This is a genomic window from Novosphingobium sp. TK46, assembly GCF_055361525.1.
In genome coordinates, this window is sequence record NZ_CM143963.1 from 3,124,415 (window position 1) to 3,150,759 (window position 26,345).

Below are 26,345 nucleotides of genomic sequence, written 5' to 3' on the forward strand. Positions count from 1 at the left end.
TGCCAAGGCGATGCCGACGATGGCGGCGCTTATGCGAACATGGATTCCAGCGCGGCCTGTACGTCCCCGGTGGAGAAGGGTTTGCTGAGAAGTCCGGTGTAGCCAAGGCCTTCCGTCTCGGCGCTCGCGCCATATCCGGTCGCCAGCAGGAACGGAATGCCGCGTTCGCGCAGCGCTTGTGCCACCGGTGTCGAAAGAATGCCGCGTCCGAGGTTCAAGTCGATGATCGCGCCATCGATCTGCTCACTCAAAGCCGCGGGCATGGCTTGCTCGAGCGTACCGAACGGCCCCACGACATCGTAGTCGAGATCGGCGAGCATATCCTCGAGCATCATCGCGACGAGAACTTCGTCATCAAGCACGAGCAGGCGGCGCTTCCCGCTCATGGTCTCAGCTTGCCGCAAGGAGGGTTGGCGATCCGGTCGTGGCATGGTCTGGCTTGCATGTTTAGCCGATTAACCGGCTACATTCGGTTTGCAAAGCATCAAGACGACGGATGGCATAGTTTCGCGCCACGATGTTTCCCGTCTGACCTCCAGGCGGACGCAGGCGGTTTGCCTCGCCTGGAGGCCTGGATAGCGGAACTTTGTCGGTACTGAGGTCTTGTCAAAACGGATCACGAGGCGCCGCGGTCGGCGCCGATGTAGGGAGCTGCCATGTTGAACCGCTACGTTCCGGACGTCACCTTGAAGACCCGCGTTCGCGATGACAGCCTCGACGGCCCCAATCCTTACCGCTGGCAGGACCTATCGGTGCGTCAGGCATTCGAAGGAAAGAAGGTCGTCGTGTTCTCGCTGCCGGGCGCATTCACGCCGACATGCTCGAACGAACAGTGCCCGGCATTCGAGCGCTTGTACGAGGACTTTCGCAAGGCGGGTGTGGACGAGGTTTACTGCATCGCGGTGAACGACGCGTTCGTCATGCATCAATGGGGTAAGAACCTAGGCCTCAAGCAGGTCAAGCTCCTGCCGGACGGAGCCGGTCACTTCACGCGCCGAATGGGCATGCTCATCAACAAGGACCACCTCGGTTTTGGCCAGCGTTCATGGCGCTATGCGATGGTCGTCGATGACAACAAGGTTGTCAGCTGGTTCGAAGAACCCGGCATCAACGATACTGGCGAGGACAATGATCCCTATGGCGAGTCCGCGCCGGAGAAGGTGCTGGAAGCGCTGCAGCAAGGCCGCGCATGAACCAGGACCAGGCGGCGGGGCGCGACGCTGCGGCCCGCCGTCCGCCGCTGCTGGTTACCGCGCAGTTGCCACCGGACGTGTTGGCGTGGTCGGATGGGCTGCGCAAAGCGCATTTTCCACCCGAGCGGAACCGACTGCAGGCCCACGTCACGCTCTTCCACGCGCTGCCGCCATCGGTCGAGCCTGAACTCAGGCAAATCCTGGGCGAGCTCGCCGCGTCCGCCCCGCCCCCCGCGCGGATCAGTGGGCTTATGAAGCTGGGCGGTGGAACCGCGTTGGCCATCGACTCTCCTGAAATGGTCGCGTTGCACGGCGTTATCGCCGAGCGCATGCACGGGTTGATGACGCGCCAGGATGCGCAGCCGCTCAAGCTGCATATCACGATTCAGAACAAGGTGACCGCACAAGCCGCGCGACAACTTCAGGAAGAGCTCGGAGCGACGTTGCAACCGCGCTCATTCCGCTTTCACGGGTTCAGCCTGTTCGCTTACGAGGATGGTTTGTGGCGCTTCATGCGGACATTTTCATTTCGTGGGTGAGCGATGCGCTTTCTGCGGTTGACCTGTCGCAGACCCCGCCTTAATGGACGCGACCTGCACCGGGCCCAGGCGGCCAGTGAACAGATGGCGGAGTAGCTCAGCTGGTTAGAGCAGCGAAATCATAATCCGCGTGTCGGGGGTTCAAGTCCCTCCTCCGCTACCATCTTCAAACTAACATAAGGCTTCATTGAAGCCTCCATGCGGGCGCGGGTGCTGTCGCCTTTCCACCGCTGTCATATCGTCGCTGCGGCAATTTGGTGGGGCTTGCGGTACGACACGACGCATCGCGTCAGTCAGCGGTCGTCCCGGATAGGAACTTTGCCAAATCGTCGTTCCCTTGGGCGAGGGCGACGTCGGCGGCGCTTTGCCCGCTGCCATCGCGCGTCTCGCGATCGGCACCCGCCGCCAGCAGCATGTCGATGATATCGCGCTGGTTGAACAGCGCTGCCATCATGAGCGGAGTCTGACCGGCGCGGTTGGCGCGATTGGGGTCGGCACCATGATCAAGCAGGCACCGCGCGATAGCGGTGTGACCCTTGAAGGCGACACCCATCAGGGCGCTGCTCGCGGCATCCTCCGGTGCCCCATCGGGGTGGGCGCCACGTTGGAGCAGCAGCGCCGTGGTGGTTTCCTGACCATTGTAACTGGCCAGGACAAGTGGCGTGAACCCGCGCTCATCGTGCGCTTCGATCGATGCACCGGCCTGGAGCAGGGCAGGAACGACATCGTCCCGCCCCGTCCTTGCGGCGTCGAACAGCAGTTGTTGCAGCCGCTGTGGCGAAGGCAGCGGCGGCGGCGTTGCCGTCCCCGCCGCTGCGATCGTGTCGTTCACTCGGCGTTGGCCTTCAGGAACCCGGCAGCGTCAAGGTCGGTGCTGAGTTCGCGCTCCCAGACGCGCAGCTGACCGCAGCTTTCCAGGAACTCGGCGACGTCGCCAGCACCCGCAAGCTCGATCACGCCTTCATCGATATCGTCGGCGGTGATGCCCGCACGCTCGAGCAGGGGCACGGCTTCGGGAGTGTAGCCGATGAACTTGCTATGGCCGAACGCGTCACTGACGAAGTCCTTGGCGGTCTTGTCTTCGGACAGAAGCTTCGCGCCGTCCGCCGACAGGACCAGAACGACGGCATCGTAGAGGATCGAGGGGCCACCATCGATCTTCTGCTTGGCTTCCACCAGCGTCCCATCATCAAGGGTCGCGCCGGCAATCTTCGGCGCGATGATTTCGTACACGGCCGGAAGTGCCGCGACCGCATCGACCAAGGCTTGGACCACCTTGGCGGAAGCGCCGTCACTGACAACGATGCCCAGCTTGCGGCCCGCGAAGCTTTGCGGCCCACGCTTGACGATGCTCAGTGCGTCGGACGGTGGCAGGTCGGTACGCGGAGTGACCGCCGCCGGGAACGGTTCCGGGAGCTTTACCAGACCCAGTCCATCGGCAACGACCGACGCGAGAGTCTCGTCGATGTTGCGCAAGTGCGCGACGATCTTCTCGCGAATGTCGACCCTTTCGACCTTCGACAGCTCGAACACCAGGGCATCACCGATGTGCTTTTGCTCGATCGGCAACTGGCTGATGAAGAACTGGCGCGCCTGACTGTAGTGGTCGGCGAACGTCGCCGATCGCACTTGCGCCTTGCGTCCGGTCTCCTGTGCGGGGAAGTGCTTGTAGCCGCTCACCGGATCGGCGCGCGGACCGCCCCAGCTGTTCGGCTCGTAGTTCACCCGGCCCTTGGGGTTGCGCATCGCCATGTGCCCGTCCTGCTGGAAATTCTGGACCGGGATCTTGGGGGCGTTTATCGGGATGTGGGTGAAATTCGGACTGCCCAACCGCTTGAGCTGCGTATCAAGGTACGAGAAGTTGCGACCGTGCAGCAGCGGATCGTTGGTGAAGCCGATGCCGGGAACCACGTTCTGGGTGCAGAACGCGACTTGCTCGGTTTCGGCAAAGAAGTTGTCGACCACACGATTGAGCGCGAACGTACCGATCTTGGTGACGGGAACCTGCTCTTCAGGGATCAGCTTTGTCGAATCGAGCACATCGAACTCGAAGCTGTCGGCGAAATCGTCGTCGAACAGCTGTACGCCCAGGTCCCACTCGGGCGCGTTGCCCGTGGTGATCGCATCCCACATATCACGGCGATGGAAATCGGGATCGGCGCCGTTGATCTTGACCGCCTCGTTCCACATCACCGATTGCAGCCCGAGCTTGGGCTTGAAGTGGAACTTGACGTAGGTCCCCTTGCCCTCGGCGTTGATCAACCGGAAGGTGTGGACACCGAAGCCTTCGATGAAGCGGAACGAGCGGGGGATCGTGCGGTCGGACATGATCCACATGATCATGTGCATCGATTCCGGCGTCAGGCTGATGAAGTCCCAGAAGTTGTCATGCGCTGTTTGCGCCTGCGGGAAGCCACGATCGGGCTCCTGCTTGGCAGCATGGATAAGATCGGGAAACTTGATGGCGTCCTGGATGAAGAAGACGGGGATGTTGTTGCCAACGATGTCCCAGTTGCCTTCCTTCGTGTAGAACTTGGCCGCAAACCCGCGCACGTCGCGGGCAAGATCCGGCGAGCCCTTGTTACCGGCGACCGTGGAGAACCGCACGAACATCGGCGTTTCCTCACCCACCTCGGTCAGCACCTTGGCGATGGTATGATCGGCCAGGCTGGTATCGAGCTTGAAGGTGCCATGCACACCGAAGCCACGCGCGTGAACGACCCGTTCGGGGATACGTTCGTGATCGAAGTGAAAGATCTTCTCGCGCAGATGGAAGTCTTCAAGCAACGTCGGTCCGCGCTCGCCAAGCTTCAAGCTGTTCTGGTCGTCGGCGACGGGAATGCCCTGCTGCGTCGTCAGCACCCCATCCTGGGGCAACTGATGCAGCTCGCCGCCAGTGCCGACCTCGTGAGCGAATTCCCGTGCGCCAGACTTGGCACCGGTGTCTTCACCGATTTTCGTGTTGGCCATGTGTATTCCTTCTAAAAATCTTGAAGCCGCTCGTGGGATCAGATGCCATCGTCGGCATCTGTGAAAATCGTATCGATTGGGCCAGCCATGATGTTCGCAGACATTGCCGCGAAGGCTGCCTGCGCTTCGACGGCTTCAGCCCTTCTTCGTGGCCGAGTTGTCGTTGTGTTCGCCCTCGATCGCTTCCTCGCCCAGTTGTCCCGACCCGTGATATGCGGTCTTGCTCTGGCCGCCGTGGAAGCCCTCCGACTTGCCGGCGTCTTCCTTGCCGGTATGCGGGTTGGGATAGGCGCCGCCCTGACTCTCGCTTTCGGTCCGACCATGCGTGGTATCGGTGCCCACGCCGTCGCTGGCACCCCGAGTGTGTCCTTCACCGCTGGCCTGAGTGGGAAACTTGCCCTTTTCGTCGGTCATGTGCTGCTCCGCTTTCTGGCGCGAAAAATTTCCGGCTCGCATCGGTGACTAAAACGCACTTCCCAACCGGCCAGCCGCCAGCCTGTCGGCCGATGACGACGTGGATGCCGTTTCCAACCCGAGAGCCGTCAAATCGTTCCGATCGAAAGTGAGGCTTGCGCAATAACTTAGCAGCTATTGCTTTTTATCAATCGAGCTTGCGGGGTATTCTTGGGTTCAGAGGCAAGGGATGGCACGCGGGACGCCTTGCACCTGCGCTGCGCCGCTGTGCTAGACGCAATGGCCGAGACTCGCCCGAAGGGTCATCGAAAACAACGTCGCAGGAGAGCGCGCATGCCGCAGTCGATCTATCCCGTTCCGGCCACCTGGGCGGCCAGCAGCCTGATCGACGAAGCGCGCTATCACCAGCTGCACCGACGCTCGATCGAAGATCCGGAGGGCTTCTGGAGCGAGGAAGGCAGACGGATCGACTGGATCAAGCCGTTCACGCAAGTCAAGCAAACCAGCTTCCACGAGGCGGACTTCGGCATCCGCTGGTTCGGTGACGGTACGCTCAACCTGTCCGTAAACTGCGTCGACCGTCATCTGCCCGAAAGCGGCGACACGGTGGCGATCGTGTGGGAGGCCGATGATCCAACCACGCCCGAGCGCCGCATCACCTATCGCGAACTGCACGAACAGGTTTGCCGTTTCGCCAACCTGCTCAAAAGTCGCGGTGTCGGCAAGGGCGATCGGGTGACGATCTATCTGCCGATGGTTCCGGAAGCGGCTATCGCGATGTTGGCTTGTGCACGGATCGGCGCGATCCACTCGATCGTCTTCGCCGGGTTCTCGCCCGAAGCGCTTGCTGGGCGCATCCAGGATTGTGACAGCCGCATGGTGCTGACCACCGACGAAGGACGGCGCGGCGGCAAGACGATTCCGCTCAAGGCCAACGTCGATACGGCTCTGGTTCATTGCCCCGGTGTCGACACGGTGATCGTGCTGGCTCATACCGGCGCAGACGTGCCGATGGTCGAAGGTCGCGATGTCGATTGGGAGCAGGGTGTCGCCACACAAGACGTCCGTTGCGAGCCAGTCGAGGTCGGGGCCGAAGACCCGCTGTTCATCCTCTATACCTCGGGTTCGACCGGAAAGCCCAAAGGCGTGCTCCACACCACCGGCGGCTATGCGGTCTGGGCGGCGATGACGCATGAATACGTGTTCGACTATCGTCCGGGGCAGATCTTCTGGTGCGCGGCGGACGTGGGTTGGGTGACCGGGCATACGTATGTCGTGTATGGTCCACTGCTGAACGGCGGCACCACCGTGATGTTCGAAGGCGTGCCCAACTGGCCCGACCCCTCGCGCTTCTGGCAGATCATCGACAAGTTCCAGGTCGAGATCTTCTACGGCGCGCCCACCGCCTTGCGCGCCTTGATGCGCGAGGGCGACGAGTGGGTCGCGAGAACCAGCCGCAAGTCGCTGCGCTTGCTGGGATCGGTCGGAGAACCGATCAATCCCGAAGCCTGGGAATGGTACTATCGCGTGGTCGGCGAGGAGCGCTGCCCGATCGTCGACACCTGGTGGCAAACCGAGACCGGTGGCGCCACGATCACGCCGCTGCCGGGGGCCACCGCGCTGAAACCCGGATCGGCAAGCTGGCCGATGTTCGGTGTGCAACCCTTGCTGCTCGACGCGGAAGGACAAGTGCTGGAGGGTGCCGCGGAAGGCAGTCTGGTGATCGCGGATAGCTGGCCCGGACAGATGCGCACCGTATGGGGCGACCATGAGCGGTTCTTCCAGACCTACTTCACGACGTACAAGGGGTACTACTTTTCGGGCGATGGCTGCCGCCGCGACGAGGATGGCTATTACTGGATCACCGGCCGCATCGACGATGTGATCAACGTCTCGGGACATCGCATGGGCACGGCGGAGATCGAGAGCGCGCTGGTTGCACATGCCAAAGTCGCCGAGGCTGCGGTGGTCGGCATGCCTCATGCGATCAAGGGGCAGGGCATCTACGCCTACGTCACCACCAATGCCGGCATCGACCCCGACGAGGCGCTGCGCGCGGAACTGATCAAGTGGGTGCGCACAGAAATCGGGCCGATCGCCACGCCCGACGTGATCCAGTTCGCGCCTGCCTTGCCCAAGACCCGCTCGGGCAAGATCATGCGTCGCATCCTGCGCAAGATCGCGGAGAACGATACCGCCAACCTGGGCGACACTTCGACCCTGGCCGACCCCGGCGTCGTTGAAAACCTGCTCGCGAACCGTCCTGTCGCAGCGGAGGATTGAAGGCCGGGGCAGGCGAGGGGGGTAAGCCCCCGCCCGCCCCGGTGGATCAGGCCACCTGGTTTCTGGGATGCAGGCGCAGCTTGGGGATGGCCAGCAGCGCCACTGCGGCCAGTCCGCCGAATGTCCAGAAAATGCCGGCGTAGCTTCCGGTCTGGTCGAAGATGAAGCCGAACAGCGGCGGGCTGAGAAGCAGGGCGATGAGGATGGTACCTGAAAGCAGGCCCATCGCCCGTCCCACCGCGCCTTGTCCGAACACCTTGGGCGCGAGGTAGCTTTCGATCGGAACCATCATCCCGCCGAACAGCCCGACGACGGCGACCCCGAAAGCGATCATGCCGAAGCCAAGGTACGCCTGCGTAAGGCAGATCATTCCGACCGCGAAGCCGCATAACGAGACGAACATGATGGCGCGCGCGCCCAGCTTGTCCGAAAACGTGGCGAAAAGCATCTTGGCGACGAAACTGCAGCCGGCGTAGATCGAAATCAGGTACGCCGCCCGCGATGGCTCCACCCCGGCGTCAAGCGCGAGGGGCGCAAGGTTCGTGACCGACCCCTTCATTCCAGCGGTGACGACCGCGACCGACGCCGCGATCATCCAGAAGGCGGGATCGGTCAAGATCGCACTGGCCGAGATCGGCTCGATCGCTGTCCGCTCAGTCGCGCTCTCGTGAGCAGGCGATGCGCCATCCGGGACCAGGCCACGCTGCTGCGGTGAATCGATGGTCAGAAGTGCGACCGGTACCGTAAACAGCAACAGGATAAATCCAAGCAGGCGCAAGGCCTCGCGCCACTGATAGGCATCCAGAAGTCCCTGAACGATCATCGGAAACAAGAAGCCGCCGGCCGAAATACCCGCGATGGCGATACCGATCGCGCGACCGCGACGCTGCTCGAACCATCGGGACAGCAGCACGGTAACGGCAAGCGGCCCGATGAGCACATTGGCCAGCGCCATCAACACCGCGAAAATCACCAGAACTTGGTTGAACGATGTCGCAAACGACAGCGCGGCATAGCCGGCGGCAAGGCAGAGAGCGCCAACCACCATCATCTTGCGCACCGAGAACCGGTCCAGCACGCCACCCATGATCGGCATCAGTACGGCGCTGGATCCGGCCATTGCCGTCATCGACAGCATCAGCACCATGCGACTGGGCCTGAACTCCTGGTAGAGTGGCACCGCCACAAGCGAATACGTCGAGGCGATCATGCCGGTTGCCGAAAGAAGCAGAAAGCACAACGCCACCTGCCGCCAACCTGGAAAATAATTGCCCATCACGCCAACGAGTATCCTGACTGGATCGTGCGCAAGCACAGATATCTGTCATGGTGACCGGACTCCGATCGAGGCGCAAGGTCTCGAACCCGCTGACGCCGACCCTCGTCGCCCCTGATGCATTCCGACTTCACGCCGCGCAGTTCCTGAGCTTGGCGAAAGTATAAGTCGATGAAAAGCACTGCTCTTTCATCTTGCGCGCATCGGCTAAAGCCAAGGACATCCTCTCCCGGGTCCGTCCGATTGTTCGGATCGCCTGCGCCTCGTTTTCCAACGCGCATGACCTAGGAGCTCCTCTCTCAGATCCGATCCACCATGTCCAGAACAGATCTGCATCGCGACGATTGAAAGGTCAGATGTGAGCCCCCAGCCGAAAGAAAGGGACATTTGCACACCCTACGCGGCTAAGCCGCATTTTATGGGAAAAAGTGCAATCAAATCAGTGCAGGCGTTTCAGGAATCGCTCGACAGTTCGGGTGCTCACGATGGCTGTCAGGTCCCCGCAGATCCGCAGACTTCCGAGGCTTTTCTTAATAGTTTTGCTGTACCTGATGGCCTTATGGTCCCCAAACGACCGATGCAGCCTCGAAGGGCATTTCTTGACGGCAATCTCGCTCGCCGCAAGCTGCCCACGCGCAGCAAAGAATACTGCATCTGGGACACACAACTGCCTGGTTTCGGGCTTCGTGTCAGACCGTCAGGCGCCCGCTTTTGGTTCGTTCGGCTGCGGCAGCGTGGCAAGCATCGGCGGTTTAGTCTGGGCAAGACGGTGGATGTCGAGGCAGTGGCGGCACGCGCCAGTGCACGTCGCCTGCTTGCCGAAGTTGCTCTCGACGGCCTGCCCAAAAGAGTGGTCGTCAGTCTACTCCGACACTCACCGATTATGTCGAGATCTACTGGAAAGACATTGCTCGGCATTGGAAGCCATCGACGCAGAAACGCAACTTCGAAGCGTGGAAGCGCGACCTTGGGCCGGTATTCGGGAGCATACGCGTTGCAGACATAACCCGTGCTGATGTGACACGGTGGCGAGATGATTGCTCGGGTGACCTCGAAGCGCGTTTCAATCGGGCGGTGCCGGTGTTCGCATCGCTGCTGAACTACGCCGAACAGCTGCACCTGAGACCCAAGGGATCAAACCCTTGCAGGGCTATGCCGCGCTACCGCCGCGCGCGTTGTGAACGCTTCCTCACTCCGCTTGAATATCGTCGCGTAGGAGCGGCTCTAAGCGAAGCGGAAGGTGACTACCCAGCCGAGGTCGCGATTATCCGATTGCTGCTCTACACGGGTGCTCGGATCAGCGAGATCAAGGACCTCAGATGGGAATGGGTCAGGCCGCCATACCTGCTCCTCCCGGATAGCAAGACCGGCGCGAAAACCATCTGGCTCAACAGTCAGGCGCTCGCCATCCTCGACGCTGTACCACGCATCGGCGACTGCCCATTGGTTTTCCCGAACGTCAAGCGAACGGGGCCGATGGTTCTCGGAAAATGGTGGCCAAACTTCCGACGTACATGCGCGATACCGGACGTGCGCATCCATGACCTGCGGCACAGCTTCGCTTCGACGGCTGTCATGGACAACGTTCCTCTTGCAACTATCGGAAAGCTGCTTGGCCATCTGCTCGTCGAGACTACTGCCAAGTACGCCCACCTGTCCGATGACACCATCGCTGACGCGGCGCAGCGGGTCTGCGGCGCTTTGGCTCGCAACATAGGGCTAACGCGATGACGGCTCTTTCGCTCAAGCAGGTGTTGGCAAAAGCACTTGCCGAGATCGGCGCCAATCTGCTGGACCTTCGCGTCCCCAAGGGCCGTCCGCGGACAACGACCTGGATCGGTGTCGAACACGGCTTCGGCGTACGGCACTACAAGAGCGGTCGAAACGTCTACATAGTTCAGACCCGCATGGGCGGGCGCGTCCGCACGGTTACGATCGGCCCCGCCAACGTGATCACGCAGCATCAAGCGGCCGCTGTTGCCCGGCGCGTGTCCGCTTACGCCCAGGTAGGTGGCGATCCGGCGACGGATCGTCGTCGCGCGCGAGGCGCACCGCGGTTTGACGATTTCCTCGAAGAATACTGGCGACGTTGGGCGCCGCGCTGGAAGCCGTCCACCTATGATCGCAATCAGTACTACCGCGCGCTCTACCTCGACGACGCGTTCACCGGCGTGTTCATCGACGAGCTGAACGAAGCGCACGTGACCAAGTGGTTCTCGATGGTGACGGATAACGGCGGCCCCGGCGCTGCCAACCGGACGCTTGGCATCTTGAGCCACATGCTCAACAAGGCCGAGAGCTGGGGATATCGCCGCGATAACACTAACCCATGCCGCGAGGTGCGCCAGAACCGTCGCAGGAAGTGCGAGCGGTTCCTCAGTGTCGCGGAACTGGAGAAGCTTGGGGGATTGCTCGCTAGGGAGAGGGCAGGCGACGAGAAGGTCCGTCCGGTGGCAGCCGTCGCCATCACTCTGTTGTTGCTGACCGGGTGCCGCTGCGGAGAGATTTTGGGACTACAGTGGCAGGATGTGAAGGGGAGCCGCCTCAAGCTTCGGGACAGCAAGACCGGTCCGCGAACCATCTGGCTTGGCGATGAAGCCAGGGCACTGATCGCCACTCTCCCACGCCATCGCGACATCCCTTGGCTGTTCTGGAACCTGAAGTTTAGAAAGCCGCTCAGAAGCCTTCAGTACTACTGGGAGGAGTTCCGCAGCAAGGCTGAATTGCGAAACGTCAGGCTCCACGACCTGCGTCATACCTTTGCCAGCCACGCGGCGATGAACAAGGAGTCCATTCCCATGATCGGGCGGTTGCTGGGCCATGTCAAAGCGGAGTCGACATCAAGATACTCTCACTTGGGCGATGAGCACTTGTTGGAGGCATCGAAGCAGATTGGGATCGTTGTTGAGCGATTGCTTGGCGGCACGGCGCCTTGATGGTCGAAGCGCTCGCTGCAAGCTACGGCTGGAGTATAGCTTTTCGATAGGCGTGCGGCCCCCAAGGCAGTATCGTCGGCCAAATACGATCGACGTTATTCGCTAACACGGGTGGCGTGGTATCCATCTTGTCCGGGATTACAGTTGGAAATGGCAAGGCTGCCCGACGCAAAGGAGGCCCATATGACCCCCTCGAAAGACCGAAAACCTGGCCTCATCAGCTTGGCAATCGCGCGGTTGGAAGTAAGTCCGCTTGGAACGATCCCGTCGTCGCTAAGCCTACTTGCGCTACCGTTCCTGTTTGTAGCAGCGGCGGCTACACAGGCGATCATAGACGATTCCTCATCGGTTCCCGCCTTGGCCATTTTTGGGCTTTGGCTGATCGTGGTTGTCTTCGATTTTGGCCGAGGCATATGGACCCTTGCCCATCCGTACGCCTCAGCGCGCTGGTTGCACGCTATACGTTGTGCGGTTGGCACAACCCTCGCCGATTGCGCTCTTGACCATCTGGTTATCTGCTACGGGGACAACCCAGACTACGTCATCAAGCGCTCTGACATGACTATCGCCGTGCAGGTCGCCAAGCGGCAGCGGCCAAGCCGTCAAGCTTGCGGGGTGCGCCTTGCCGATTATCAGCGCTCCTGATTGCCAAGCCGACTTCAGGCCAGCCACGCGGCTGAAAATTATCAACGTTGTCGCGCCTGGCGGACGACGGCACGGCCGCTTTGGAGCGCCGGACTGGCCTTTCCGACCGTTCGGAGCGGCTCCGCGCCCGGCCGTTCACGCCCTCATTCCGGCCGCCCGAGCCGTCGATAGACTCTCTTAAAAGCTGCCGCTCATTCAGGCGCGTCTTTACGCTTAAAGAATTGCTGATAATTGCCGCAGGCATGATGCTGGTCTGCCCAGCGCGGGAGCATGCTCGCTCGAACAACGTTTCTAACCCTAGGAAATGGGAAAGATGTCGCAGCTCAATTCTCTTCCGCCGTCTTTCCACTCGCGCATTTGCGCATCGTCGTCGGAATTGTGGTCTGGGGCAAGCGGCGCGTTTGCCAATCCACCATCGATAGGGCGGGGGGGGCCTCGTATCCCCGGCGCGGGAGGTAGAAATGAACAGAGCTATCGTGGCTTACAGCTGGGGCGTGCCAAGTTGGGCGCAGCTCATTTATCTCATCGAGAGGGAGACGCTCTCGCCTATTCGCGAGATCAAGCACGTGCACGCGATCGCTTGGACGCTGCGGAAGTCGTAAGAGGTTGCGGTCGTCGCGTGGGACGAGTCGCTGGCCGGATGCGCTACCTGCTTACGTTCGGTCTGACGCTGGCGGCGGCCGCCCCAGCGATCGCGGCGACTACCGCAGAGATCACGCTCGGATCGACGGTAGGCTTCACGCTGGACAGCGGCGTACAGGCGTGGCTGGGCATCCCCTATGCCGCGCCGCCGATCGGGGAGCTTCGCTGGAAGCCGCCGCAGCCCGCCGCTCCCTGGAGCACGCCCTTCGTGGCGGACCGCTTCGGCCCGTCCTGCATGCAGCCGCTGCGTGACCATGGCATCGCTTACTATGTCGGGGACGATCCGGTTGCGGAGGACTGCCTGACGCTCAACGTCTGGGCTCCGAGGGGTGCGAGCGCCGGCACCGCGTTGCCGGTGATCGTCTTCATTCATGGCGGCTCGTTCGTCGCCGGCTCCGCGCGTAAGCCGCTCTACGTCGGCGACAAGCTGGCGGCACGCGGGGCGGTGGTGTTCGCCATCAACTATCGGCTGGGTGCTTTGGGCTTTCTCGCACTGCCCGAGCTAAGCCGAGAGTCACCCGAGGGGGCCCCGGGCAACTATGGCCTCATGGATCAAATCGCCGCGCTGCGTTGGATCAAGGCCAATGCCGCCGCCTTTGGCGGTGACCCCGCGCGCATCACGCTGCTGGGCCAATCGGCAGGCGCGATGTCGATCGCGCTGCTTCAGACCAGTTCCGCTGCCAAGGGCCTCTTCTCGCGCATCGCAGCGCTAAGCGGCTCGGTCTACAGCTCGCCCGCCTCGGACCGGATCCCGACCCTGGATGAGGCGGAACAGGATGGCGAACGGCTGCGTGCAAAGCTTGGTGCGACCGATCTTGCCGCGCTGCGACGCATGCCGGCCGACCGCATCGTCACCGCGCAGCCGGCACTGATCTTGCCGGACGTGGATGGCATGGTCGTGAATGAGTCGCCGGTGCAAGTCTACGCTCGCCACCAGGAAGCGGACGTTCCGCTGTTGCTGGGCACCGTCAGGGACGAGGCGCTGGATCCGCTGACCTCGATAATGACGCTAGACCAGTACCATGCCGCCGTTGCAAAGCGATGGCCGCAGCAGGCCGAGGCCATCCTGCGGCTCTACCCCGCAACGTCAGATACGCAGGCGCACGATATGGCGCGCGCGCTGGCGCACGATCTCGGCTTCTCGACGATGATGCGCAGCTGGGCTCGGTTGCAGGCTCGCAACGGCACCTCGCCTGTCTACGCGTATCTCTTCGAGCGGCGGCATCCCTATCATCCTGGAACGATCTTCTCCGACCTCGATCCCGCGACGACCGGCGTGAACCATACCGATGACGTGCCCTATTGGCTCGGTACCTTCGACAGCCTCAACAATCCGCGACGGACGCGCGACTGGACCGCTGACGATATGGCCCTTGCCGAGCGGATGCAGGATGCGCTTGTCGCATTCGCCGCCGGTGGAGACCCGAACAACCCGACACTTGGCGTGCGCTGGCCGCACTATGATCCGCGCCGAGAGCGCGTGATCCGCTTCGGCGGCCTACCGGCGATTGGGCGCTGGGCTGACACCAGGCGGATGGACGCCCTCGCCGCGCTCGGCCTGCCGGACCCGCGCACATCCAGTGGCGCCAAGCGCTGAAGCTGAAGCCGACGTAACTTCGCCGCGGGCACGGATGTCGGCGACTAAGCGGTTCAGTCGTACGCTCGCCGCCGACACCACGAAGAACCAATCGCCGATGGTCGAAAGATAGTCTATCATCTTGGTGGTGATTGCATTAGCGGCTTCCTATTCTCGTCCTCAGTCGGAGTCGCTTCCATGGATACCAATCGCAGGAGCATTCTGCTCGCTGGTGGCGGGGCCGCTTTCGGCCTATATTCCTGGAACAATGCCGCTGCATCCGCGAAGCCGGCACCCAAGCAGCTGCGGCTGGCGCACAAGCCACGCACGACGCCGCGTAACATCCTGGTGATCCTGACGGACGACCACCGCTACGATGCCATGGGCTTCATGAAGGCGCAGACCTTCGGCGACACCCCTGCACTGGACCGCCTGGCGCGCGAGGGCGTGCATTTCCGCAATGCCTTTGTCACGACGGCGCTGTGCTCGCCCTCACGGGCGTCGATCCTGACCGGGCTATACGCCCACCAACACCGGGTGGTGGACAACAACCATCCGGTCGATCCGAACCTGATCTTCTTCCCGGAATATTTGCAGACCGCGGGCTACCAGACCGCGTTCATCGGCAAATGGCACATGGGCGACACCGGCGACCAGCCGCAGCCCGGCTTCGACCACTGGATCAGCTTCAAGGGGCAGGGCAGCTACCTGCCCGAGGAAAACGGCCTCAACATCAACGGCAAGCGGGTGCCGCAAAAAGGCTACATCACCGATGAACTGACCGACTACGCGCTCGACTGGATCAAGGAGCGGCCGAAGGACAAGCCGTGGCTGTGCTACCTCAGCCACAAGGCGGTGCACGCCGAATTCATCCCCGCAGAGCGCCACACCGGCAAGTACGAGAACGAGACCTTCCGCTATCCCGCTTCCATGGCGAAGGATGGCCCCGCCGCGCAGGGCCGTCCGCGCTGGGTGCAGGACCAGCGCAACAGCTGGCACGGGGTCGACTACGCGTACCATTCGCATCTCGACATCGCGAGCTACTACAAGCGTTACATGGAGACGCTGCTCGCGGTCGACGAAGGCATCGAGAAGATCATGTCGGAACTCGATGCGCGCGGCGAGCTCGACGAGACGCTGATCTTGTACCTAGGCGACAACGGCTTCATGTTCGGCGAGCACGGGCTGATCGACAAGCGCACCGCCTATGAGGAATCAATGCGTATCCCGATGCTGGCGCGCTGCCCGGCGCTGTTCGGTCCCGGCGGGAACCGCAAGGTCGAGCAAGTCGTCGCCAACATCGACATCGCACCGACTTTGCTTGCCGCCGCCGGGCTTGAGGCGCCGGCGCACATGGAAGGCAAGGACATGCTGCCGCTCGCGCGCGGCGAGTCCGTGCCATGGCGCACCGAACTGCTCTACGAGTACTACTGGGAGCGCAATTTTCCGCAGACCCCCACCGTTCATGCGCTGCGCGAGGATCGCTTCAAGTACGTCCACTTCCACGGCATCTGGGACATCGACGAACTCTACGACATCCAGTCCGACCCAGACGAGACCAACAATCTGCTCGCCGTACCGGGCCACGAAGAGCTGGCGCGGCGGATGAGCACGAAACTGTTTGATCTGCTCGAGCGCACCCAGGGCATGCAAATCCCGCTCGCGCCCGACGCTGGCCAGCGCAATGCTCTGCGTGACCCAAAGGGGCCCGGAAATGCGCCGTTCCCGTCCAGCCTGCTGCTGCCGCCCGAAAAGCACATCTCCTGATCGGCAACGAAAAACTTCTCTTCTCTACTGACGGCATAGACATTATCGGTCACGCACGAATCAGGGAGTAAGATCGTGAAGACCATAAGCTTGAGTTGCGCGGTGCTCGCGGGAACCACCGTCGTGCTGGGTTTCGGCGCAGCCGGAACCGCCAGCGCGCAGGATGCGCCCGGTTCGCAGAGCGAACCCTCCGAGCCGACGAGTGCTCCTTCCGGCGAAGGAGACATCGTCGTCACCGCGCGGTTCCGCAACGAGAGCCTCAAGGACGTTCCGGTCGCCATCTCGGTGGTGAACGGCGATGCCGCAGCGTCGCGCAACCTCAACAACATCCAGGACATCGCAGCGACGGTCCCGACGCTGGACTTTCGCAACGGCGCGTCGAACAAGGATCGCAACATCTTCATCCGTGGTGTGGGAACGATCACCACCTCGCCAGGCGTTGAGTCATCGGTCTCCACCGTCGTGGACGGCGTTGTGCTGGTCCGCCCGGGGCAGGCGACGCTCGACCTCATGGACTTGGAACGGCTTGAGGTGCTGCGCGGTCCGCAGGGCACACTGTTCGGCAAGAACGCCTCGGCCGGCGTGGTCAATGTCGTCACCAAGTCGCCGACCCAGGCGCAAACCGGCGCGATCGACGTCGGCTATTACGAGGGGGACGAGTACCGCGTGCGCGGCCTGCTCTCCGGCCCGATCGGCGACAAGCTGGGCTATTCGCTCAGCGGCATCTACGCCAATTTCAAGGGCAATGTTCGCAATATCGGCACCGACAACTGGGTCAACGGCTACGAGCGCTATGGCGTCCGGGGCAAGCTCCAGGCGAAGCCCACCGACGATCTCACGCTGACGCTCGCGGGTGACTACACCCATAACAAGGACACCACGCCCAACGGCGTCTACTCCAGCACCGCGCGGATCGCCTACCCCACCAACGTGCGTACCGACAGCCCCGCGCTTGCCGCGATCCTGGCGCGTGAAGGCATCGTCGCCAGTTCGAACAACAAGACCGTCAACACCACGTTCGACACGCATGTGAACGACAGCAACTACGGCGGCTCGCTTACCGCCGAGTGGCGGCCGGGCGATTACACCGTCACCTCGATTACCGCTTATCGCGAGTGGCGCAACCATCAGGTGCCCGACTGGGACCAGCGCTCGCTCCAGACCGATGCCTTCCCGCAGGGCAGCGATGACGGCCGGCTGAAGTTCAACCAGTTCAGCCAGGAGCTGCGCCTCGCTTCGCCGCAGGGCAAACTGATCGACTACGTGATCGGCGCCTATTACCTGAAGGCCGACACCGATGAGCGCTATCAGCGTAACGTCACCCTCTCATCGGGCGCGGTGAGCCGCACAAACGTCGGCGTCGCCGAATACGGCACGCGCGCAGAGAACGCCGCGCTGTTCGGAGAGGCCAACCTACACGCCAGCGACACGCTGACCTTCATTCTGGGTGGGCGGCTGATCTACGACAAGCTCTCGTACTATCACAGTCGCACCTCGGTGCTTCCGTCCGAGGCGACGCCGGGCGCCGGCGTCACCGCGATCCGGCCGTCGATCGGCCTGCGCTCGGGCAAGACCGACCGCTGGGACTGGAGCGGCCGCGCCGGCGTGCAGTACAAGATCACGCCCGAGGCAACCGCGTACTTCACCTACTCGCGCGGCTACAAGGGGCCCGCATACAACGTCTTCTTCAACATGCAGGCATTCGACGATCAGGCGCTCTCGCCGGAAACCTCCAACAGCTACGAGCTTGGCCTCAAGTCGAGCCTCCTCGACGGCCGGGTTACGGCAGCGATCGCCCTCTACCGAACCGATTACGCCGGCTACCAGGCCAATTTCCAGGACACCTTTCTCGGCGCGCCAGTCACCCGCCTGATCAACGCAGGTGACGTACGCACGCAGGGGGTGGAGCTCGATTTTGCGGCGCGGCCAACCGATCGGCTGACCTTCAACGTCTCGGGTGTCTACAACCATGCCCGCGTTCGCGATTTCAAGTGCCCGGTGAACGTCGCCAGCTGCGTCTCGATCAACGGTGCGTCCCTGCCGTTCGCGCCGGACTGGAAGCTGGCTGGCGGCGGAGCCTGGCGGCTACCGCTTGGTGCCGACAAGAACATTGAGCTGCAGACCGACTGGACCTTCCGCAGCGACACGCAATTCGCGCTTACGCAGACGCCCAGCACCATCCAGCCTGCTTATGGCATATGGAACGCGAGCATCGCCCTGCTGCGTGAGGGTGACTGGGAAGTCCGGGGACTGGTGAAGAACATCCTCGACCAGCATTATTCGAACCTACTTGGCAATGGCACCACCGCCGGCACGGTCCGCTTCGTGCCACGTGATAATGACCGCTACTTCGGCATCAACGCTCGCAAGAACTTTTGACATAACGGTAGGGGGATGCGTTGCGTGGGCGCTCCCCTCGCCTGTGCTGATCAGCGCCTTACGGGTTTGCCTTGGTGAGATGTAGAACGAGTCGCTGTCTCGATTGCGGTTCGATCTCATGCGGAGGGATGATTACCGCAGCTTATAGCTGCCAGGTTTACATTTGAAATTGAGATGCTCTTTCGCTCGGTGAATCAAAGCGACCTTTCCGTCCGCTTTAAGGCCAGCTGCGCCTCATCTCCGTCATTCAGCTGGTGCGACAGCATGCCCGAAATCAGTTGTACGTGGGCAGGTTCCCGGTGATCGCATTCAAGTGTCCGCGAAACTGCATATCGTGTCCCGTGGTGTGGATAGGAGCCAATTGGACCCGTGTCGTAGATCGATGGACCAAGAGCTTGAACGGGCCCAAAGGGGGACATCGTCGATCAACCCTGAGTAAACGACGCCTGAGAGACTATGCGCTCCCGCTCTGATCGGGACGGCCGTTATCACTCAGAAGCCTCCTAGTCCGCCAACTACCCAGAGTTTGGAAGAACTCCTTGCTTCGGTTAGAGAAACGATCCGTCGCTCAGAAGCGGCAGTTTCACGATCGCGCGAGAAGATAGCACGAACGCGGCGCATCGTCGGAGAAGGGTTCCAGGGTTCCGTGATGGATAAATAGAAGCCGGCTCGATCTGCGCGAAGCTGCATGTCCGGATCCAGGAAAAGCAACTCCTTAGCGACGTGCCTGGAAGAGAATAGACGGAGCAGGGCGCCTGTCCTCGCCCTCTACCCGGCCGCACGGGAGTGGCTTAGCACTTCCTCATAGTTGCCGGCCGTTCACGTTGCGCATACGCCTAACTGGAATGCCATTCCAGCAAAGCACAGCGAGCTCAGTTCCGCCGGCATGCTCGACGCTTGTGGATGCCGGACAAACAGTTAGGCCATGGATATGCAAGACACCCACGCCTTTGCCATCACTGCGCCCAGCGACCGACGCCGCGAAGCGACATGAGCAAGCATTTGGCAGCAATCCTGCTTTTGGCGATGGCACAACCGGCTGCCGCATGGGAGCCGGTCGCCATGCCGGCAGCGGTCCGCGCGAAGCTACCGGCGGGCCATGTCGCGCGGGTGGCGGCGTGCAGCCAAACGCTAGATCCGCCGCGCATAATCTGCATCGTGGTGGCTGCCCATCCGGACGAGGGCCGACAGCCCAGATCAGCACGCCGCGCTGCACCGCCACGGCTGCTACTGGTCTATCGTCTGGTGGGCCACACCGCCACGCTCATCGCGCGCAACGATCGGGTCGTGCTTCAAAGAGACGAAGGCGGTCAGTGCGATCCTGTCGAGGATGCGGGCGCAATCGCTATCAAAGGGCGCTTCTTCACGCTTGAGAGCGGCGTCGCCTGCGGGCAGCATTGGACCGACTTCACTACTTTCCGCTTTGATCCGAAGGGGAACACGATCGTGTGGCACAACCGCATCTTCGAATCCTGGCGGCTAAATGACAACACCGGGCCCGACGCAGAAGCGTTGGTGTCGGACGGCAGGAAGGTGACGCGAGCGGATCCTAAACGACCGGTGACGTTAGCCGCTTACGTACCGCGCTGACCTCGTTCGGCTAGGGAAGGAAGACTGGCCGTAAGTTCGCATGTCGGTTGTGGTGACAGCGGCCAGGAGCAGCGATCGTCCGAGAGGCTGCCGCCTGCTCCAACGCCCTGCCGGGGCTGCTCTGACGCATCGGATGGATCGTCCGGCGACACATAGCTGCGGGCCGTCCTCCAGGCGGCGGGTCGACGTTTGAGGTGGGTGGCTTCCGGCAGCGTGGGAGTCTGCCGCCGCGACAGCCGCTTTAGTCATCTCCCTTGCACGTTCCCGAAAGCCCCCGCTCGCTCAATCCGAGCCGGGGCTACGCCCGGGCCGTCATGACGGCCTGGGATTGAACCACGCGCGGCGCGCTCCCAAGTGTGTCGGTGAGAGTTGCAGGGAAGCTGGTATGGCCGGTGGATGGTCGCGTGACGGTGCAGTGCAGGATCAGATTGACGACACAGTGAGCGATGCCATTCGCGGGGCTCGTGCACGAATGCCCGCTGGTGAAGGGCTCGACCATTGCGAAGACTGTGGTGAGGCTATTCCCGCTCGTCGGCGCGAGGTACTGCCGGGTGCGCGCACCTGCGTTGCTTGTCAGGGCCGCCGGGACAAGACCGTAGTCCACTCGCAAATCAACCGCCGCGGCAGCAAGGATAGTCAATTACGCTGACGACAATCCCCGCCCTCATTCCGGTCATTGGCTACTCAAACCAACACAACCGAAAGCTGCCGCTGGTTCATGTCGCTACTCAACCATTCCTCTGGCGGGCGAGCCAGTTGTTCTTCCGACTGAAGTTTCGGAGAATGGATCGGCTACTTATGGATGCCTAGCCTGTCCAAGTTTACACCGGTTTGCCTGACGGGCGCTGTCGACCTATGGCTGGGCGCCTAGGTCGGGCGGGCCGCTTAACGCAGCTACCTGTACATGATCGCGCCGTCGAAGCCCTCTTCGCGTCCATTCATGATGAACGTAATAATTCAGTGATTTCGTCTGCAGGAAGAGGGTGGCTGAAGAGATACCCTTGGAGGTGTGTGCATCCTAACTCGGTCAAAGTTTGCCTTTGAAGTTCCGTTTCGACCCCCTCGGCTACAACCGCCATCTTGAGTTGCTGGCCAAGTCCGACGACAGCTTGGATTATTGCCTTGGCTGCTTGAGACGTGCCAACCTCGTTGACGAATGATTTGTCGATCTTCACCTTATCAAATGGGAACCTCTGGAAGTAGCTAAGTGATGAGTATCCAACACCAAAATCATCCACAAGGATCTGTATGCCCAAATCGCGCAGCTGCTCGAGCTGGCTGAAGGTCGCTTCCACATCGCGGATGACCAGTCGCTCGGTCACTTCGAGCTGCAGACGTTGTGCATCCAACCCAGACGTCGCCAACGCCTGGGTTACTGTTTCGACCAGCTTGTGGGACATAAATTGGATGGGAGACAGATTAACCGCAACTCGAACATCCGTCGGCCAATTGAGAGCATCGTGGCATGCGCGTTGCAACAATTGCCTTCCAAGCTCATCGATCCACCCGCAATCTTCAGCAAGCGAAATAAATACATCAGGCCTGACGGGACCGCATATAGGGTGCGACCACCGAGCCAACGCCTCGACACTGGTTATGTGACCATCGCCTGCTCGCACCAGCGGTTGGTAGACCAGGGTGATATTGCCGGTGTTGATCGCATCCTGAAGCTCGCGCTCAAGATACCGGCGCTCATGCGCGGACGCGTCCATTTCCGCGTCAAAGAAACAGGCAGCGGATTTGCCCATGTGCTTGGCTCTATACAAAGCCAAGTCAACGTTTTCTCGCAACCTCTCGATTGTAGTGCCATCCTCCGGCATGATGACAATGCCTATAGACGCTCCTGCATGGGCAATGACGCGATCCAAGACGAACGGTTCCGACATCAGTTGGACGAGAGCGTTCGCGGTAAGTCGCGCGCGATCCCGCAAGTTCTCGCCTACCAAGACGGCGACAAATTCGTCGCCGCCGACGCGAGCTACGAAATTGGGATGCTTGATGGCCGAGCCAAGCCTTTCGCCAACTTGCGTCAGAACCGCATCACCTGCAGGATGGCCGAGTTGATCATTGATTGACTTAAATCGATCGAGATCGATACTCAGCATGGCAAAGGGGGTGTTCTCGGTCAGTAATTCCTGCACCTCTTGCGTATAGGTTGCTCGATTGAACAGGTTAGTAAGCGGGTCGTACCGACCAAGCCGAATGACCTCCGCCTGCGCTTGGCGAATTTGCGTCACATCTTCAGATATACCAAGGATATACTGGTGCGGGCGGTCGGGGCCATCGATCAGGGTGCGAGCCGTGCGAAGATGAACTGTGCCTCCGTCCCGTCGGATGAACGTACTTTCGAAAATATCCGGGCCGGAGGATATCAGCGTGGATTCATCTCGCAGCGCATACGTCTTGCAATAATCTGGAAAGAGACTGTAATCGGTCCGTCCAATCATTTCGCTTGCGGGGATTCCGACCATCCGCTCACCAGCCGCATTGATCATCAGGTATTGGCGAGTAATAGTATCCTTTACATACAGCATTGCTGGCAGGTTTGTGATAACCGTATGTAAGAACGATTTAGAGACTTCGCGATCCCGCTCCAAAGCTTTACGAACGCTTACATCGCGCAGTATGGCAACAAAACCATTTTCCGAGTTGTCCCCGCCCCACATCGCCAGCGATATTTCAACTGCTACTTCGCTCCCGTCCGTGTGCAAAGCATTAATTTCGGCAGGCGAGCTCGGCAGCGTTTGGCCACCGGTCGATCCAACCTGACTCAGGTGTCTGCGGAAGCGATCTAGATCTTCGGGGTGGATAAGGTTTTCGATATGATAAGCGATTGATCCGCCACGGGGCAGCCCAAACATCCTCTCGGACGCTTGATTTGAGAACACGATCATACCTTCGGCATCGAAAGCGAGGATGGCGTCTGATGTTGCGCTCACAACCTGAGCAGCGATTTCGCCAAAACGGCGTTCGCGGCGCGCTTCGATCCTTTCTGTCGCGAGCCGGGCAAGATCGTTGAGGAGGGCGGCCTGGTGCCGGGTGAGATCGGCGTGGGGCCGAGCATCGAAGACGCATAGCGTGCCCAGGCAATGACCCGACTGGACGATCAAGGGATAGCCGGCATAGAAACGAATGCCGTCTGGCTTTGTCACAAGCGGGTTGTTGCTGAACCGCCAATCCAACCTAGCATCGGGAACGATAATGGGTTTGCCATGTGCGACAACGTGATTGCAAAAGGCTACCGCGCGCGGGGTTTCGCTGATTGAAACGTCATGGCGGGATTTGAACCATTGACGGTCATTATCCATCAGGCTGATGACGGAACTGCTTGCCCCGATTGCCACAGCAGCCAACTGGGTCAGTTCATCGAATTGCCCCTCTGGTGGAGTGTCCAAGATGTCGTAGCTGTCGAGAGCTGCGAGGCGCTCCATTTCATTAGAAAGGCTAGGGGCATTGGAGAGATCCATGCGACGTTAAATGCAAGACAGCGGTTAGAGTTTGGTAAACAGCACGTCAGCACGTAGCTAGGCTCAGCGCTCTATGGTGCTGGATCTGAGCGACCGGGTGCGCCTCACCAAGCCTCGGCCGGGGAGGGCGGCGCCGCCAGCGCCTTCGGGAACAAGTCGGTAATCCGGAATCATGGTCACAAAAGCTGGCCTAGTCAGGCCTCATGGAAGAGACACCCCACTGTCGTCACGTATGTCGCACGCGGAGGAGCGCGGCCCGCATTGGGACGTGCATTCGAGGCTCAGCGGGCGGTGCTCTCTGCGGCGACGCGAAGTAGCTCTCTAGGACGTTGTAGAACATCCCAACTCGCCGGCCGGGGCGCCTCCCGCCCCATTTGCGGACATGAAGCGTCCTCAGCAGCTAACCGCTAGGGTGCGGCATCGGCTCGATCGACATCGGCGCTGATGATGGTTTCCATAGCGGTTTGCATCTCGCGATAGAAGCCGGCCAGATCTGAAATCCGCCGCGCCGCCGAGCCTTTCGCAACCTTGCTGCCCCGCGTTTCCATAAGCCGGTTCAAGGCACCGAGTGATGCTGTTCGCAACAGAAACGGCGTGCCAAAATCTTCGCGCGCCACATAGAGCACGCGCTTGGTGCCTTTTTCGCCAACGCGTCGACAATGGCCTGCATTCTCCAGCAGCTTGGCTGCCTTGCAGGCATTGCTTTTGCTGATCTCCAGCTTCTCGGCGATCTCGTCCAAGCTTGCGGGCTCACCTTGGAACAGCAGATAGCCGTAAACGCGGGCGGCGTTGGCCGGCATGTTCCATCCTGCCAGCAGCGTCACGAACTCATCGAGAAAGCGGCGCTGATCGTCAGTGAGCATGTTCGTTGACATAATTTCTCATTTAGGAAATATACGAAATTAGAGATGGGGAATCAAGCTTAGCCTGGTGCGCCAACATTAGCTTCCTGATCTCGCAAAAAGAAACGATTGGGATGAAACACATGCCTACCATGCCTGAAAGCGCCGCGTCCGTTCTTCCTGAAGGCCTGCTCTATGTCGATGGCGTTCTCCGCCGAGCCGAGGGTGGGCGCACGTTCGACAACATCGGTCCATGGACGGGCGAGGCGGTCGGGGTTGCCGCCGACGCCTCCAGCAAGGATGTCGAGGAAGCCATTGCTGCTGCAAGGGGCGCTTTCGACATGACGGACTGGTCGACCAATCACGAGAAGCGCTTCGCGTTGGTCAAGAAGCTTTACGATCTATTCGAAGCGAACCGCGACAAGCTGATCGCGATCGCTCGACACGAAGTGGGTGCTCCGCTGATGGCGGTGAACCGCGCCCAGGTGGCCAATTGCCTCAATAGCTGGCGCGACCTGATGGAAGTCTATCCCAAGCTGGAGTGGGAGAAGGACTACGGCATCCGTGAGACTTCGTCCGGTACCAGCCAGCGCACCGCCTTCTACGAGGCCATCGGCGTGGTCGCGGCGATCACACCGTGGAACTTCCCGCTCTACGTGAACGCCGAAAAGGTCGTCTCGGCGCTGCTGGCGGGCTGCACGGTCATCCTCAAGCCTGCGCCCGACACGCCTCTTGCTGGTGCGATCTATGGCGAGCTGGCTGCCGAAGCGGGTTTCCCCGCTGGCGTCCTCAACGTCATCACCGCAAGCGATCCGGCCGAGGCAGGCGAGATGCTCGTCACCGATCCGCGCGTCGATCTAATCACCTTCACCGGCTCGACCGCAATCGGCAAGCACATCGTCAGGCAAGGCGCGGAGACGATGAAGCGCGCGTTCCTGGAACTGGGCGGCAAGTCGGTGAACATCGTGCTCGACGACGCACAGGACTTCGCTCGGATCGTCGCCCAGTCCATCCTCGTGTTTCATGCCGGCCAGGGCTGCGCCGTGCAGTCGCGTCTGTTGGTACCGCGGAGCCGGTACGAGGAAGCCAAGCAGATCCTAAGCGCAGCATACGAAGGCTTCACCGACAAGTGGGGCCACTTCGACGAGCCGACCTGCTCTATGGGACCGGTCGTCTCGAAGAAGCAGATGGAGCGCGTAAAGGCCTACGTGGACCTGGGCATCGAGGAAGGCGCGACGCTGCTTGCCGGCGGGGCTCTTCGTCCGGACATCGGCACTGGCTGGTTCATCGAGCCGACGTGTTTCGTCGACGTGACCAACGATATGCGGATCGCGCAGGAGGAGATCTTCGGTCCTGTGCTGGTTGTGATCCCATTCGACGATGACGACGACGCCATTCGCATCGCCAACGACAGCGTCTATGGCCTGTCCGGCGGCGTGTGGTCTAGCGACCAGGCGCGCGCGATTGCAGTCGCCAAGCGGATCCGTACAGGCACCATCGGTGTGAACGGTGGAACTCCGATCAACGGCGATCTGCCGTTCGGCGGCTACAAGCACAGCGGGATCGGCCGCGCATGGGGTGTCGACGGGATCGAGGAATACCTCGAAACTAAAGTTATGGCTTACCCAGTCTGATCTACTCGGGAGTGTTCCTTACAATCTGGAGCACTCCCTTAAACCTATCTGCCGCCAAAGAAGTTTGGGCTTCGGTTGATATGTCGATGTCGGTTTAATGACCGCTATCCACCCAATTTTGGTGATAGAGTCCGCTTTGATAGGAACCTGAAAGCTGCCGTCCATTCATGAAGGGGGGAGGGGCTTCGAGCG

At 61.2% G+C, this 26,345-nt stretch carries 19 protein-coding genes, 1 tRNA gene and 2 pseudogenes; 15 read left to right on the forward strand and 7 right to left on the reverse strand.

Annotation, left to right across the window (positions count from 1 at the left end):
• Positions 1-29 precede the first annotated feature (29 nt).
• Entirely contained in the window at positions 30-386 is a 357-nt protein-coding gene (locus ACXJ1Z_RS14960; protein WP_463777702.1) for a response regulator, read from the reverse strand.
• Between the two features lie 270 nt (positions 387-656).
• On the opposite strand from ACXJ1Z_RS14960, the gene ACXJ1Z_RS14965 reads away from it, so the two are divergent.
• From ACXJ1Z_RS14965 to ACXJ1Z_RS14975, 3 genes are all read left to right on the forward strand, one after another.
• Complete coding sequence (locus ACXJ1Z_RS14965) at positions 657-1,193, forward strand: peroxiredoxin (protein WP_463777704.1); 537 nt, start codon at positions 657-659, stop codon at positions 1,191-1,193.
• The gene (locus ACXJ1Z_RS14970; RefSeq protein ID WP_463777705.1) at positions 1,190-1,732 is read left to right on the forward strand and encodes a 2'-5' RNA ligase family protein; all 543 of its coding nucleotides are present in this window, start codon (positions 1,190-1,192) and stop codon (positions 1,730-1,732) included. Before ACXJ1Z_RS14965 ends, ACXJ1Z_RS14970 begins: the two co-directional genes overlap by 4 nt.
• Before the next feature lie 86 nt (positions 1,733-1,818).
• A tRNA-Met gene (locus ACXJ1Z_RS14975) sits at positions 1,819-1,895 on the forward strand.
• A 126-nt stretch (positions 1,896-2,021) separates the two neighbouring features.
• Here the strand turns inward: ACXJ1Z_RS14975 and ACXJ1Z_RS14980 are convergent.
• The 3 genes from ACXJ1Z_RS14980 to ACXJ1Z_RS14990 all read right to left on the reverse strand — a co-directional run bounded on the left by ACXJ1Z_RS14980 (position 2,022) and on the right by ACXJ1Z_RS14990 (position 5,116).
• Positions 2,022-2,564 carry an ankyrin repeat domain-containing protein gene (locus ACXJ1Z_RS14980; protein ID WP_463777707.1) on the reverse strand — a complete coding sequence of 181 codons (543 nt, stop codon included), beginning with the start codon at positions 2,562-2,564 and terminating at the stop codon, positions 2,022-2,024.
• Positions 2,561-4,702: a catalase gene (locus ACXJ1Z_RS14985; RefSeq protein WP_463777708.1), complete on the reverse strand. Its 2,142-nt coding sequence runs from the start codon at positions 4,700-4,702 to the stop codon at positions 2,561-2,563. The genes ACXJ1Z_RS14980 and ACXJ1Z_RS14985 overlap by 4 nt, the downstream gene beginning before the upstream one ends.
• Before the next feature lie 135 nt (positions 4,703-4,837).
• Positions 4,838-5,116, reverse strand: coding sequence for a hypothetical protein (locus ACXJ1Z_RS14990; RefSeq protein ID WP_463777710.1), 279 nt, complete (start codon positions 5,114-5,116; stop codon positions 4,838-4,840).
• Between the two features lie 333 nt (positions 5,117-5,449).
• On the opposite strand from ACXJ1Z_RS14990, the gene acs reads away from it, so the two are divergent.
• Complete coding sequence (gene acs / locus ACXJ1Z_RS14995) at positions 5,450-7,399, forward strand: acetate--CoA ligase (RefSeq protein ID WP_463777711.1); 1,950 nt, start codon at positions 5,450-5,452, stop codon at positions 7,397-7,399.
• A gap of 46 nt (positions 7,400-7,445) precedes the next feature.
• Here acs and ACXJ1Z_RS15000 read toward each other — a convergent pair whose 3' ends face one another.
• Positions 7,446-8,675 (reverse strand): MFS transporter, encoded by a 1,230-nt coding sequence (locus ACXJ1Z_RS15000; RefSeq protein WP_463781268.1) that lies wholly within the window; start codon positions 8,673-8,675, stop codon positions 7,446-7,448.
• A 577-nt stretch (positions 8,676-9,252) separates the two neighbouring features.
• Between ACXJ1Z_RS15000 and ACXJ1Z_RS15005 the strand changes: the two are divergent.
• From ACXJ1Z_RS15005 to ACXJ1Z_RS15050, 10 genes and pseudogenes are all read left to right on the forward strand, one after another.
• Positions 9,253-9,450 (forward strand): annotated as a pseudogene (locus ACXJ1Z_RS15005) (Arm DNA-binding domain-containing protein); the annotation flags it as partial.
• A 131-nt stretch (positions 9,451-9,581) separates the two neighbouring features.
• A pseudogene (locus tag ACXJ1Z_RS15010) lies at positions 9,582-9,650 on the forward strand (hypothetical protein); the annotation flags it as partial.
• Positions 9,651-9,749: 99 nt separating this feature from the next.
• Positions 9,750-10,406 carry a tyrosine-type recombinase/integrase gene (locus ACXJ1Z_RS15015; RefSeq protein WP_463776844.1) on the forward strand — a complete coding sequence of 219 codons (657 nt, stop codon included), beginning with the start codon at positions 9,750-9,752 and terminating at the stop codon, positions 10,404-10,406.
• Entirely contained in the window at positions 10,403-11,611 is a 1,209-nt protein-coding gene (locus ACXJ1Z_RS15020; RefSeq protein WP_463776845.1) for a tyrosine-type recombinase/integrase, read from the forward strand. The genes ACXJ1Z_RS15015 and ACXJ1Z_RS15020 overlap by 4 nt, the downstream gene beginning before the upstream one ends.
• Positions 11,612-11,794: 183 nt before the next feature.
• Positions 11,795-12,256, forward strand: coding sequence for a hypothetical protein (locus ACXJ1Z_RS15025; protein WP_463776847.1), 462 nt, complete (start codon positions 11,795-11,797; stop codon positions 12,254-12,256).
• A gap of 640 nt (positions 12,257-12,896) precedes the next feature.
• Entirely contained in the window at positions 12,897-14,495 is a 1,599-nt protein-coding gene (locus ACXJ1Z_RS15030) for a carboxylesterase/lipase family protein (protein WP_463777712.1), read from the forward strand.
• A 177-nt stretch (positions 14,496-14,672) separates the two neighbouring features.
• Positions 14,673-16,241 (forward strand): sulfatase family protein, encoded by a 1,569-nt coding sequence (locus tag ACXJ1Z_RS15035; RefSeq protein ID WP_463777714.1) that lies wholly within the window; start codon positions 14,673-14,675, stop codon positions 16,239-16,241.
• 75 nt (positions 16,242-16,316) lie between these two features.
• Positions 16,317-18,620, forward strand: coding sequence for a TonB-dependent receptor (locus tag ACXJ1Z_RS15040; protein WP_463777715.1), 2,304 nt, complete (start codon positions 16,317-16,319; stop codon positions 18,618-18,620).
• 990 nt (positions 18,621-19,610) lie between these two features.
• On the forward strand, positions 19,611-20,210 hold the full coding sequence (locus tag ACXJ1Z_RS15045) for a hypothetical protein (protein WP_463777717.1): 600 nt from the start codon (positions 19,611-19,613) through the stop codon (positions 20,208-20,210).
• Positions 20,211-20,595: 385 nt separating this feature from the next.
• On the forward strand, positions 20,596-20,859 hold the full coding sequence (locus ACXJ1Z_RS15050) for a DksA/TraR family C4-type zinc finger protein (protein WP_463777718.1): 264 nt from the start codon (positions 20,596-20,598) through the stop codon (positions 20,857-20,859).
• A 289-nt stretch (positions 20,860-21,148) separates the two neighbouring features.
• On the opposite strand, the gene ACXJ1Z_RS15055 is transcribed toward ACXJ1Z_RS15050, so the two are convergent.
• Positions 21,149-23,677 carry a sensor domain-containing phosphodiesterase gene (locus tag ACXJ1Z_RS15055; RefSeq protein ID WP_463777720.1) on the reverse strand — a complete coding sequence of 843 codons (2,529 nt, stop codon included), beginning with the start codon at positions 23,675-23,677 and terminating at the stop codon, positions 21,149-21,151.
• 407 nt (positions 23,678-24,084) lie between these two features.
• Complete coding sequence (locus ACXJ1Z_RS15060; protein WP_463777722.1) at positions 24,085-24,477, reverse strand: GbsR/MarR family transcriptional regulator; 393 nt, start codon at positions 24,475-24,477, stop codon at positions 24,085-24,087.
• Positions 24,478-24,662: 185 nt separating this feature from the next.
• On the opposite strand from ACXJ1Z_RS15060, the gene ACXJ1Z_RS15065 reads away from it, so the two are divergent.
• Positions 24,663-26,153 (forward strand): aldehyde dehydrogenase family protein, encoded by a 1,491-nt coding sequence (locus ACXJ1Z_RS15065; RefSeq protein WP_463777724.1) that lies wholly within the window; start codon positions 24,663-24,665, stop codon positions 26,151-26,153.
• Positions 26,154-26,345: the final 192 nt, after the last annotated feature.